This window comes from Hahella sp. NS-SX17 (genome assembly GCF_057367735.1).
On the sequence record NZ_CM170632.1, the window covers coordinates 1826812 to 1839302 of the forward strand.

10 protein-coding genes are annotated in these 12491 nt (G+C 55.2%); 6 read left to right on the forward strand and 4 right to left on the reverse strand.

Annotated features, from left to right (window positions below; translation table 11 throughout):
- Nucleotides 1–10: 10 nt before the first annotated feature.
- A complete protein-coding gene (locus AC2IBB_RS08325) occupies nt 11–592 on the forward strand; it encodes an NADPH-dependent FMN reductase (protein WP_486332416.1) in 582 nt (193 codons plus the stop codon).
- Between the two features lie 9 nt (nt 593–601).
- Here the strand turns inward: AC2IBB_RS08325 and AC2IBB_RS08330 are convergent, their stop codons facing one another.
- Nucleotides 602–871 carry a PEP-CTERM sorting domain-containing protein gene (locus AC2IBB_RS08330; protein ID WP_486332417.1) on the reverse strand — a complete coding sequence of 90 codons (270 nt, stop codon included), beginning with the start codon at nt 869–871 and terminating at the stop codon, nt 602–604.
- Between the two features lie 288 nt (nt 872–1159).
- Complete coding sequence (locus tag AC2IBB_RS08335; protein WP_486332418.1) at nt 1160–4030, reverse strand: LuxR C-terminal-related transcriptional regulator; 2871 nt, start codon at nt 4028–4030, stop codon at nt 1160–1162.
- Nucleotides 4031–4111: 81 nt separating this feature from the next.
- Here AC2IBB_RS08335 and AC2IBB_RS08340 point away from each other — a divergent pair, with 81 nt between their 5' ends.
- From AC2IBB_RS08340 to AC2IBB_RS08350, 3 genes are read left to right on the forward strand one after another with little or no spacing between them, the layout of a single operon-like run.
- Nucleotides 4112–5221, forward strand: a complete 1110-nt coding sequence (locus AC2IBB_RS08340; RefSeq protein ID WP_486332419.1) for an S-(hydroxymethyl)glutathione dehydrogenase/class III alcohol dehydrogenase — start codon at nt 4112–4114, stop codon at nt 5219–5221.
- An 18-nt stretch (nt 5222–5239) separates the two neighbouring features.
- Nucleotides 5240–6085: an S-formylglutathione hydrolase gene (gene fghA, locus AC2IBB_RS08345; protein ID WP_486332420.1), complete on the forward strand. Its 846-nt coding sequence runs from the start codon at nt 5240–5242 to the stop codon at nt 6083–6085.
- 43 nt (nt 6086–6128) lie between these two features.
- On the forward strand, nt 6129–6533 hold the full coding sequence (locus AC2IBB_RS08350; protein ID WP_486332421.1) for a GFA family protein: 405 nt from the start codon (nt 6129–6131) through the stop codon (nt 6531–6533).
- Between the two features lie 218 nt (nt 6534–6751).
- On the opposite strand, the gene AC2IBB_RS08355 is transcribed toward AC2IBB_RS08350, so the two are convergent.
- Nucleotides 6752–7036 (reverse strand): hypothetical protein, encoded by a 285-nt coding sequence (locus AC2IBB_RS08355; RefSeq protein WP_486332422.1) that lies wholly within the window; start codon nt 7034–7036, stop codon nt 6752–6754.
- Between the two features lie 374 nt (nt 7037–7410).
- Between AC2IBB_RS08355 and AC2IBB_RS08360 the strand changes: the two genes are divergently transcribed.
- The gene (locus AC2IBB_RS08360; RefSeq protein WP_486332423.1) at nt 7411–8619 is read left to right on the forward strand and encodes an efflux RND transporter periplasmic adaptor subunit; all 1209 of its coding nucleotides are present in this window, start codon (nt 7411–7413) and stop codon (nt 8617–8619) included.
- Nucleotides 8616–11735, forward strand: a complete 3120-nt coding sequence (locus tag AC2IBB_RS08365; protein ID WP_486332424.1) for an efflux RND transporter permease subunit — start codon at nt 8616–8618, stop codon at nt 11733–11735. Before AC2IBB_RS08360 ends, AC2IBB_RS08365 begins: the two co-directional genes overlap by 4 nt.
- Before the next feature lie 9 nt (nt 11736–11744).
- Here the strand turns inward: AC2IBB_RS08365 and AC2IBB_RS08370 are convergent, their stop codons facing one another.
- Nucleotides 11745–12488 (reverse strand): substrate-binding periplasmic protein, encoded by a 744-nt coding sequence (locus tag AC2IBB_RS08370; protein WP_486332425.1) that lies wholly within the window; start codon nt 12486–12488, stop codon nt 11745–11747.
- Between the last annotated feature and the right edge of the window lie 3 nt (nt 12489–12491).

A 12491-nucleotide genomic window follows, 5' to 3' on the forward strand; every position in this document is an offset into this window, starting at 1 on the left:
GTAATGATTTATGGGCAGTGATATTAACGTGGCGTTGATTTATGGCAGCACTCGGGAAGGGCGCTTCTGCGATAAGGTGGCGCGTTGGGCTGGCGGACGTGTCCTCAACCGTCAGGGATTGAATCTGGATATGATTGATCCGGCGGAACTGGCGCTGCCTCCCTACCATCAACGCGAGCGTCCTCCAGCGGTCGAAGCGCTGTGTCGGCGTGTTGGGTTGGCGGACGCATTTATCATCGTGACGCCGGAGTATAACCACGGTTATCCCGCGCCTTTGAAGTTCGTCATTGACTCCGTGGGCAGTGAGTGGCGCGCCAAGCCGGTGGCGTTTGTATCCTACGGCGGTATTTCCGGCGGTCTGCGGGCGGTGGAGCAACTACGTCTGGTGTTTGCAGAGCTGCACGCCGTGACTGTAAGGGATACCGTCAGTTTCGCCAGCGCCTGGGAGCAGTTTGATGAGAATGGCGAACTGTTGGCCCCTGCGCGTGCGGAGAAGTCCATGGACATTTTGTTGGATCGACTGGTCTGGTGGGCGCAGGCGTTACAAGGGGCGCGTCAGGCGACTCCATACGATGGCAAGCAGGTGGCCTGATGGCGTTTGTTAGAGGGATGAGCGACGGCGCAAAAAAAGCGCCATCGCTCCCAGCCCCAGAAGCGCGAGATAAGCCGGTTCTGGGGCGGCCAGTTCATGTTGCGGCGTTGACTGTGCGTTGGCGTGATACACGGGCAGGTCCGTATTCCGCAACTGGGCCTCGGCTTCAACTGGGACAGGAGCCGAATTGGCGACATGGCCATGCGCTGTCAGTGTCGACGCCGCCGCCATTGAGCCAAATATTGAGGCTGCAATGAATAGAATTGCTTTGAACTGCATAAGCCTTTTATCTTCAGTGAGTTGGACGAATATTAGGTGACGGGAGTTCTCTCAAAGAGAGCTGAAATATTACCTTTTGCTGCGACAATTCATGTCGTATGGGGGCGGGGTGGATGAGACTCAAAGCGCAGGATATTCAGGAAGTCGTGGGTGGATAGCTTGCTTCCGTTGGCGTGCAGCAACACTCCTGGTATGGCTTGATGATTGATGATTGATGATTGATGAAGTTGATAAGAGGCTGCTGAAACCGCCCTTGTCTCAGCGTTTTTCAGTATATAAACCCTCTTATCACACTAGCCCTTTCTCCCTTGCAATCGCCAGCGCCTGAGTTCGGCGACGCACCCCCAGTTTGGCGTAGATGTTGCGCAAGTGCGTCTTTACTGTGGAGGCGGCGATGTTCAGCGCGACTGCGATTTCCTCATTACTGCGCCCTGCGGACAGGTGATTCAGAATGGTGGTTTCACGCTGGCTGAGCTCCTCCATTAACGGGGAGTTGCGGTGGCTGCGTGGCGGGCGGGTTTGAGGGGAAGAATAAACGGACAGTTCCGAGATAAATGTTGTCGCCTGCCCACGACGCGCCATATCCAGCAAGAGCGGTTGCAGAAAAGTAATCTCCTCCCGGAAGGGGCGTCTTACGCCCAGCGGCGCGGCGGCGTTTACGGCCTGACTGAGAAACTCTCTGGCGCTGCCGGGCCGGGCCTGGGCCAGCTCGTTGAGACTGCACAGCACCAGCAGGTTAATGGAAAAATACAGATTGCCGGCTTTCTGGATAAGAGTGAGACGCGCCAGTAGCAGGTCCAGTTCGTCCGCCTGCTGATAAATTTTGATGCGAGCGTACATCATCAGCTCAATGGTCTGTCGTTGTAAATTGACGATGGGCGCCTGGGTATCATAGGTCGCGGCCCACTGCGCCAAGGGAAAGGGGTTGCCTGACAAGGCGTCGAGAAGGACTTTGAGCGTGGCGGGGCTGGGGACGACAAAATTCCATTGAGTGAAATGTTGCTGGAAATAGGCGTCCAACTGAGTCAGCGCCTTTTCCGCCTGCTGGTAATTTTGCTGAGCCAGACGCAGGGCGAACTCGCCCCATTTATGATAGACCCGATCAACCGCCATAACTCGGTCATCGGTAGCGTCCCACAGACGCTCCAACTCTTGATTGGCCGCCTCGGGCTGTTCCAACTCAAGCAGAATCAGCAGACGTAGATAGTGCAGGGCGCCCCAGTTTGGCAGACAGTGCATGTGGCGGCTTTCCAGCCAGGACTGCTGTTCATCAAGCAGCTCTTTGGCGAATTGCAGCTTGCCTTGCTGCAGAAGTACTGGAATCAACCAGGATAAGGTGGCGAGCAGACAGAAGCCTTCCTCATATCTACGACTGCTGCGCAGTGCGCGCATCAGCAGGTATTGCGCTGCATGCAGCGAACCACGGATGTACTCGTCCGCGCCCAGGCCCTGAAATAACCAGGCGGTGAAGGGTGAGTCCTGTTCCGGCAGAAAGTCGCGGGTTTGTTCAAGCTGTTCGGTGGCGAGTTCTGGTTTGTCCGTCATTCGGGCAATGTGGCTGCGTCCGAGAATGATCATGCATTTCAGTTCTCTGACGGACTCGGATTCTTGCAATCCATATTGGCGTTTCAGCTGCGCCAGTGAGTGTGGATTCTCGGATTGCTCCAGCATATCGTCCACGTAGCGCTCCGCCAGATCCAGGTCGGCCTCGACCTCGTCGAAGCGCATCCGGGTTAACTGTAAAAAAGCTCTTTGCGCCAACAGCTTAGGATAGCGATGCAGTTGCTCAGGTGGGATTTTCGCCAGCAGGCGCGCCACCAGCGGATAATGTCCCATACGGAGGATTTCCGGCAATGCGCGACCTGCGCATAGTGCTGTCTGTTCCCAATCGCCCGCCAGAGTCCACTGCTCCATGGCCTCCAAAAAATATCCCTGCTCCGCATACCATTGTGCGGCCTGACCATGCAGCGTTTGCAGTTCGCTGGACAGGCGATCCTGATTGCGTAATTGCAGCCAATCCCTGAGTAAATCATGGAAACGATACCAAGCGCCGTCAGCGCTGATTTCGGACAAAAACAGTTGTCGCTTCAGCAAATTTTCCAGCAACAGGGCGGCGTCAAGGCCGGGACAAAGCTGGTTAGCGAGCTGCAAGTTAAAACGGGGAACCAGGGCCAGATTGAGCAAGCCTGTCTGCACCCAGTCGTCCTGTTGCTGAAAACATTCTTCCGCCAGATAAGCGGCCACGTTCTCTGGAGGCGCGCTTAGCGACAACAGCCGGTTGGCGGGCTGCGATTGCAGGTTCAGGCCGTACAGTTGCAATGCGCCGATCCAGCCTTCCGTAAGGCGATGCAGCTTTTTCATCTCTGCTGCATCGAGACTTATCCCCAGGCGGGTTTGCAGAAATTGCGGCGCTTCGGTTTCAGAGAGCCGCAGATGTTCCGCATTCAGCAGCAGAACGCTGTCACGGACCTGACGACGAGGGATATGCAGCGCAGGTATTGTCCTACTGATTAGAGCGACATGAAGAAAAGGCGGCAGGTGGTCGAGAAAGTAATCCAGTTGCTGTAATAAGGCCGGATCGTTGAGGTAATGCACGTCGTCAATCGCCATTAACATGCTTTCCGGGCGTCGCCAGGTGCGTCCCAGTTGCGTCAACTCATCCAGCAAACTGCGCACGGCGTTCAAGGCGTCTTCGTCCACGGACAGAATTCGTGCGCTGCGTGGCCCGATTTTAGGGAAGACGGATTCGAAGCCTGCGCACACATAACGCCAGAACATGCCGGGGACGTTGTCCTGTTCGTCCAGGGCGTACCACAGGTAGGGGAGTTGTTCGCGATGAAGAAACTGCGCCAGCGCCGTGGTTTTGCCAAAGCCCGGCGGCGCCGACACCAGAGTGACTGGTTTTTTCAATATGCCGCCAAGTCGTTGTTGCAAGGCGTCCCGAGGCAGTAATCGCGCGGGCAGTTGAGGCGGTTGCAGTTTGCTTGTAAGGATCATAATGGTTGTCGCGACGTCCTGAGTCGCGCCCAGTATCGTCTTGGCTCTCAGCGCCTCGCAAGTGAGAAGCGATAGACTGTCGTCAAAAGTGTCGAGCAATTCCCGTTTTGAATCATATAAGTACGCCTTTTGGTGGAGGGCTTCGAAGCCGACCGCGGGCATTGCGATGCTTTCTGGCGGCGCCTATAGTGTCTCACTGGAATCTATTACAACGCATAACCTTTAAAACCAGGGAGCTTATATATGAAATCACGCGCAGCCGTCGCATTCGCCGCAGGCCAGCCGCTCGAAATCGTCGAAGTGGACGTGCAGGGGCCAAAAGCCGGAGAAGTGCTGGTCAAGATTGTCGCCACCGGCGTCTGTCACACCGATGCTTATACGCTCTCAGGAGATGATCCCGAAGGACTTTTCCCCGCTATTCTTGGACATGAAGGCGGCGGTGTGGTGATGGAGGTCGGCGAAGGCGTGACTTCCGTTAAGCCGGGCGATCACGTTATTCCTCTTTATATTCCGGAGTGCGGTCAGTGTAAGTTCTGCGCATCCGGCAAGACCAATCTCTGTCAGGCTATCCGCGTCACCCAGGGCAAAGGTCTGATGCCGGACGGCACATCGCGCTTCTCTTATAAGGGCAAGCCGCTTTATCACTACATGGGCACCTCCACCTTTTCCGAGTACACCGTACTGCCGGAAATCGCGCTGGCCAAAATCAATCCCAACGCGCCTTTGGAGAAAGTCTGTTTGCTGGGCTGTGGCGTCACTACCGGCATAGGCGCGGTGTTGAACACGGCGAAAGTAGAGCCTGGCTCGACGGTGGCGGTATTTGGTCTGGGCGGCATTGGGTTGAGCGTGATTCAAGGCGCTGCGATGGCCAATGCGGGGCGGATCATCGCCGTTGACGTTAACCCTGATAAGTTTGAGATGGCGAAAGCCCTGGGCGCTACGGACTGTGTGAATCCGAAAGAGCTGTCGGCGCCGATTCAGGAAGCCTTGGTGGAAATGACTGACGGCGGCGTGGACTATTCCTTTGAATGCGTCGGCAACGTGCAATTGATGCGCGCGGCGCTGGAGTCCTGTCATAAAGGGTGGGGAACCTCGGTGATTATCGGGGTGGCGGGCGCCGGTCAGGAAATTTCCACGCGGCCTTTCCAGCTGGTTACTGGCCGTACCTGGAAAGGCACTGCGTTTGGCGGCGTGAAAGGGCGCAGTCAGTTGCCGGGGTACGTGGATAAATATCTCAGCGGCGAGATCAAAGTGGACCCGATGGTCACTTACAGCCTGACCCTGGATGACATCAATAAAGCCTTTGATTACATGCACGAAGGCAAAAGCATTCGCTCTGTGATTCTTTTTTAACGCACCGGGAGGAACCCTATGCACTTGATTCAAGAAAATAAATGCCACGGGGGATACTGGCGTCGCTATCAGCACGACTCTGAAGCCTGCGGGTGTTTGATGACCTTTTCCGTTTTCGTGCCGGCCGCTGCGGAGGAAGGAAAGTGCGCTACCTTGTTCTGGCTGTCAGGGTTGACCTGTACAGACCAGAACTTCGTACAAAAGGCGGATGTAGAGTCCGCCGCCGCGGAATACGGTTTTATCGTGGTGGCGCCAGACACCAGCCCGCGTAATGTCGGACTGGATGGCGAAGATCTCAGCTATGATTTCGGCTCCGGCGCAGGGTTTTATGTGGACGCGACAGAAACGCCCTGGCGTTCCAACTACCGTATGTACTCCTACGTGACGGAAGAACTGTACTCGCTGGTGGCGGATAACCTGCCCATGGACCCCAAGCGCACGGGGGTGTTCGGGCACTCCATGGGCGGGCACGGCGCGCTGACGATCGCCCTCAAGCAACCGGAAAAGTTTCGCTCAGTCTCTGCATTGGCGCCGATTTGCGCGCCTATGTCCTGCCCTTGGGGCCAGAAAGCCTTGGCGGGGTATTTGGGAACCAGTCAGGAAGGCTGGAAAGCATACGATTCCGTCGCGTTGATTGAATCCGGGGCGAAAGTGAGCGCCGTCCTGGTGGACCAGGGGGACAAAGACGAATTCCTGGCGGAACAGTTAAACCCTGAGCTGTTGAAGGCCGCCTGCGCGGAGAAAGGCATTCCTCTGACTCTGAACTATCGCGCTGGATATGATCACAGCTACTTTTTCATTAAGTCATTCATTCGCGACCATGTGAAACATCATCATAAGATGCTCAATGACGCTAATGATTGAGAATGCAGCGTAAACTTTAAGTCAATGCGGAGATAAGTGGGATATGAAAGGAAGTTGTCTGTGCGGGACCATTCAATATGAAGTGAAAACCTTCGAAGAAAACGTATCCCACTGTCACTGCTCCAAGTGCCGTAAGTTTCACGGCGCAGCGATGGGAACCTACGGTGTGGTGAACAAAACAAACTTCGCTTGGACGGCGGGAGGTGACCGCATCGCGGTATATCGGTCGTCGGATCAGGCGGAGCGGGGCTTCTGCCCCCAGTGCGGCTCCAGTTTATTTTTCCGGTTTCTCAGCAATCCTGATTATATCGACATCGCTCTGGGAACCCTGGACGAAGAACCGGACCAACTACCGAAAGATCACATCTACACCGCGTCCAAGGCGAAATGGTGCGTGATTGGCGATGGCTTGCCTCAGTATCCAGGGGCGCGGGTGGCTTCCGGTTGATTCAACCCGGCAGATAAAAGCAAGGCTTGCTATTCCGCCCTAGACTTTCTATTGCATGAAAGTCTAGGGCAATTCTGCATCTCGCTATAAAAGTGAGCGATATGGAGAATAATGACGATATATCAAATAAAGTTGGCGCTTTTATATTCTATATATTTTCGTCGTACACTGTTTTTAATATAGCTAAGTGGAAATGGTTAGTTGGACTGATTGTTTATTTAGTCGCAATCCACGTCTGAAATTGAGTAACGGTATGAGGTTAGCTCTTCTATTTCTTCCGAGCGAAAACCGCTGAATATAATAGATTCTGAGAGCCGCGCTAGCGTGGCGAATGCGTTCACATCATTTTCACTATCACTATGTATGTCCCACTGATCTTCCTCGTAGCGAATTAGTGCGGAGATGTCAGCCAGCTCCAGGCGGTTTTCCAACAGCTCGCTCTTTACTTTACTCAGAATAGCCTCAAAGTTGGGTGGAGACTCTCCAGTGGAGACCATAGGCACGTACACTTCCGCAAAATAAAATTCACAACCATCAACATCAATGGAGCATCCTGATAAAGGTCTGCTTTTTGTGAATGCGATCCAAACATCCATCATATTCAATGCGCCGATTTATAGTAATATGAATTTAAAATTCGCCTCGAAAGAACTTATCTTAGAGTCATTTTTATGAGTCTGCTACGGTTTGAGAGAGACCGCTCTGCGATTCTTCATAATATCCATGAAGCATTGTTCACCACCCATTCAGCTCCAACCCACTACACTTAATTAACCAATGTTAATCGCCTATATTGCGTTCGCGGTGGACGGGGCTTCGCGCCTCGGCGTATAAATAGGCCTAGTCCCCCTCGACCAGACAGTTGCCCGGAAGTCAGATGTTAAAGAAAGTTCTGCCGTTAGCGGTGTTAGCCTTGTTTGTTGGCGTCGCCTATCTCGCTACTGAATTCAAACCTCAGGCGAAGCCTCAGAAAGAGCACCCGCAGCCCGCTATCAGCGTTGAAACCCAGACGCTGCAAACCGAAGTATTTCCTGTTCGAATCTCTACATTTGGCATTGTGCAGCCGCGTACGCAAAGCGCGATTGTAGCGCAGGTGTCCGGGCAGGTGATTGAGGTTTCGCCGAGCCTTCGGGATGGCGGTTTCTTCGCCAGGGGCGAAGTCTTGTTAAAAATCGATCCGGTGGATTATCAGGTGCAGTTACGCATTGCTGAAGGCTCCGTGACGGAAGCGAAGCTGGCGCTGGCGGAGGAGGAAGCGCGGGTGCGGCAGGCGAAAAAGGATTGGGAGAAAATCGGCGGCGTTAACAACGCTTCAGATTTGGCGTTGCGCAAGCCACAGCTGGCTGCGGCCCAGGCCCGTGTGCAAACGGCGATCGCCCAGCTCACACAGGCCCGTATAAATCTGGAGCGGACTGAAATCAAAGCCCCTTACGCAGGACGCGTGCTCAAGAAGCAGGTGGATCTGGGGTCAGTAGTGTCGCCGCAGACCACGCTGGCGGAAATTTACGCTACGGATTATGTAGAAGTGCGCCTGCCTCTCAACAACACGGACCTGGGCTTTATTGACTTGCCCGAACAGCGCCGGAGCGGCGAACCGCCCATGGTGACTATCTTTAACAACCTCGCCGGTTCGAAAGAAAGCTGGCGAGGAAAGATCGTGCGGACAGAAGGCGCGATTGACGCCACAACCCAGCAGCTTTACGTGGTCGCTCAGATCGACGATCCCTTCGGTCTACAGGATGCGAATCGATACCCTCTCAAAATCGGCCAGTATGTCAGCGCGGAAATTCAGGGGCGACGCTTGCCCACAGCCCTGGTGATTCCCGTATCGACGATTTATCAGGGCAGCTATGTGTATGTCGCCAAAGGGGACGTATTACACCGACAGAACATTGAGATCGGTTGGCAGAGCGGAAAGTCCGCCTTGATCAGTGAAGGCCTGCAGGCGGGTGAGGAACTGATTCTCACGCCTCTGGGGCAAGTCAACAGCGGTGTGCGAATCAAGCGAGCGCAGAATGAGTCTGAAAAAGTGGCGCGCCGCACCGGGGAAAAGCCTGCTGACGCAACCGCTGGAGACGCGCAGTGATCGCCTGGTTCGCCCGTAATCATGTCGCCGCCAACCTGTTGATGTTGACCATCCTGGCCCTGGGATTGGGGTCTTTGAGTCAGCGCTTGCCGTTGGAAGTATTCCCCAGCGTTGAACCCTCCAATATTTCTATTTCCGTCTCGCTTCGCGGCGCCACGCCGGAAGAAGTCGAGGAAGGCGTCAGCGTTAAAGTCGAAGAGGCGGTGCAGGATCTGGAGGGCGTCGAACAAATTGTCAGCCGCTCTTCCGAAGGCGGCGCGACTGTTACAGTTGAAGTCGACAGCGACTATGACGCCCGCCAGCTGCTGGCGGATGTGAAAAGCCGGGTGGACTCCATCAACTCCTTCCCGGGAGATGTGGAAAAGCCCGTTATCAGTCTGGCCCAGCATACTCGGGAGGTAATTACCGTCGCTATCGCCGGACCTTATCCCGAGTCGGAAATCCGTACGTTGGCGGAACATGTGCGAGATGATCTGTTGCGCCTGGATGGCGTCACCCAGGTAGCATTGGACGGCGTACGCAACTATGAGATCTCCATAGAAGTGCCCAAGGCGACATTGCAGCGCTACGGCATTACGCTGGAGACCATCGCTCAGGCCATCAGCAAGAGTTCTCTGGACATTTCTGCGGGCAATATTCAGACCGACGGCGGCGAAGTGTTGATTCGCTCTAAAGGTCAGGCCTACCGCCGCGACGACTTTGAAGACATTGTAGTGTTGACCCGCCGCGACGGCAGCTTCGTGCGCGTAAGAGATCTGGCGACAGTTGTGGACGGGTTTGAGGAGGGGCGCGTGCTCACGCGCTTCAACGGCCAGCCGGCGGCGTTTGTGGATGTGTTCAGAGTGGGGGACCAAAGCGCCATCGGCGTTGCGGACCAAGTCAAAGAGTATATCGAGCGCAAGCAAAGCAGCCTGCCTGTCGGTGTTGAACTGACCCACTGGCGGGACTTTTCCAAACTGGTGAAGAAGCGTTTGCAGACCCTCACGGACAACGCGATTCAGGGCGGAATCCTGGTATTGCTGCTGTTGACGCTGTTCTTGAGGCCGTCGGTGGCGTTCTGGGTATTCTGCGGCATTCCCATTTCCTTTATGGGGGCTTTTTTGGTGATGCCGTACTTTGGCGTCACCTTGAATATATTTACCCTGTTCGCCTTTATTCTGGTGCTGGGAATCGTCGTGGACGACGCCATTGTCACTGGCGAGAGCGTATACACCCATCTGCGGCGTTCGGAAAACGGCCTGCAGGCTGCGATTGACGGAACACGTGAAGTGGCCGCTCCCGTTACTTTCGGCGTACTGACTACGATGGCGGCTTTTATGCCTATCGCCTTTATCGAAGGCGCGCGGGGGCAGCTGTTCGCTCAAATTGTGGTGGTGGTGTTGCCCATTTTCGTTTTCTCTCTGGTTGAGTCCAAACTGATATTGCCAGCGCATCTGAAGCATGTCCGCATCAACCCGGACCCTAATGCCGGCTCCCGTCTGGAGCGCTGGCAACGCGCCTTCGCTGATGGTTTTGAGCGCGCGATCCTGCGCTATTACCACCCGATGTTGCATTGGACCCTGCGTAACCGTTACCTGTTCCTGTCATTCGCCGTGGGCTCGTTTATTCTGTTGAGCACTCTGGTTGCGTCCGGCTGGATTAACTTTGTGTTCTTTCCGAGGGTGCAAAGCGAGATCGCCAGGGCGTCGCTGACCATGCCTCAGGGAACGCCTTTTGAGGTGACGGACCGCTATGTTAGCAAGATGGCGGACGCGGCCTTCAAGCTGAAGGAGAAGTACCGCGATCCTCAGACCGGAGAAGACCTGATCCTGGATGTGCTTGCCACCAGCGGCGGCTCCAGCGGCTCACATGTAGGTCGGGTGATTTTCGAAATCGTGGCGCCCGAGGAGCGGGACACGGCAGTCACCAGTAGCGAACTGGTGAACGAATGGCGACGTCTGATCGGCGTGGTTCCCGGCGCGGAGTCTTTGACTTACCGGGCGGAGATCGGCCGCGTGTCCGATCCCATCGACATCCAGTTCTCCGGTAATAATTTTGAGACGCTGGCGGCGGTAGGCGACCAGGTCAAGGCGCGATTGGCGGGCTATCCAACGGTGTTCGACATTACCGACAGCCTGTCGGACGGCAAAGAAGAGTTGCAGGTGGAGCTGAAGCCCGAGGCCTATGCGCTTGGACTGAATCGCTCGGACGTCATCAATCAGATTCGTCAGGCCTTTTATGGTTACCAGGTGCAGCGCATACAACGAGGGCGCGATGATGTGCGCGTCATGGTGCGTTACCCGCGTTCCGACCGCCAGTCCGTCAGCGACTTGCAGAGCCTGCGTATCGCCGCCTCCGATGGTCGTTTGATTCCGTTGGGAGAAATCGCTGAGCTTAAACCGGGTCTGAGTCCTACCACGATCTATCGCATTGATCGTTACCGCACTATGAACGTGCGAGCGGATATTGATAAACAGAACACCAATATGCTGGCTCTGCAGGAGGATATGACCCGTTTCCTCGACGATCTGATGCTGCAACATCCAGACATTCAGTACAGTTGGGAAGGCGAGGCGAAAGAGCAGAGGGAGTCTTTCGACAGCCTCAAATGGGGCTTGCTGTTTGTGCTGTTCATGATCTACAGCCTGTTGGCGATTCCATTTAAATCATACATCCAGCCGCTCATTGTGATGACAGTGATACCTTTCGGCGCTATCGGCGCGGTGCTGGGGCACTGGATCATGGGAATAGACCTGAGCCTGACCAGTCTGCTGGGAATGTTGGCGTTGATCGGGGTGGTGGTGAACGACAGTCTGGTGCTGGTGGACTTCATTAACAAGCATCGTAATGACAAGGAAAACGGCGGCAATCTGATGACAGCGGTGCTGAGCGCTGGCGTGGCTCGATTCCGGCCGGTGATACTTACTTCCCTGACGACCTTTATCGGTTTGATGCCGTTGCTGTTTGAAAAGTCCACCCAGGCGCAATTCCTGATTCCCATGGCGGTGTCGCTGGGCTTTGGAATTCTGTTCGCCACCTTACTGACTTTGTTGCTGGTGCCGGTGAATTACGTAGTCATCGAGGACCTGAAACGGTTGTTTCAGCCTAAACGAACGCTGCAGGAGGACGCCGCCTGACAGGCGGCGTCAGTTGTTCAGCCAGTCCACATCCTGGCCGAGATAATTGCGATACAGCTGTCGGATGGATTGATCCTGATACATGCTCTTCAATTCATTCTGCAGTCGCTCCACCAGGGTGGAGGACGTGCTCAGGTTGCAGCCCATCGCCCGCAGGGTCGTGAGGAAAACATGCTCCAGTTTGATGGGCAGATTGCTCTGATTGATGATCACAGCCGCCGAGACGGTGTCGCTGGCCCACAGATTGACCCGTTTGAGCTGCAACTTGCGGATATTCAGATCATTGCTGGACGTGAGGTCCACATTAAAGCCCAGTTTTTCCAGATACTCGCCGACGCCGCTGCCCAGATAGCTGCCAATGATCAAAGGCTTGGCGTCGTTCAAGGTGCGGATGTTGTAATTGTCCGTCTGGTTAGAATAGAAGCCGTGGCGGGTAATGAGAATGGGGCTGACCCAGTGAAACAAAGCCTCTCGCGCCTGACTGCGCTCGATCGCCAGCACGCAGTTATTGGGCTCTGATAAAGCGGTGACGTAAGCGCGCTTAGGCGGCAAAAACAGAACGCTGTAATCCACCTCGGCGCGCTGGAACAGCAGGTTGAGAATATCGATAGCCAGTCCCGCCGGACGTTCATGGCGCAGCTCCATGAAGGGAGGGTGCGCAAACGCCAGCACCTGGATTTTCTCCCCTTCCGCGAGTGTGGCGGGAGCGTGAATCAGGGCCCAGGCTAAACAGACGGCCAGCAGTCGCGTCATGGG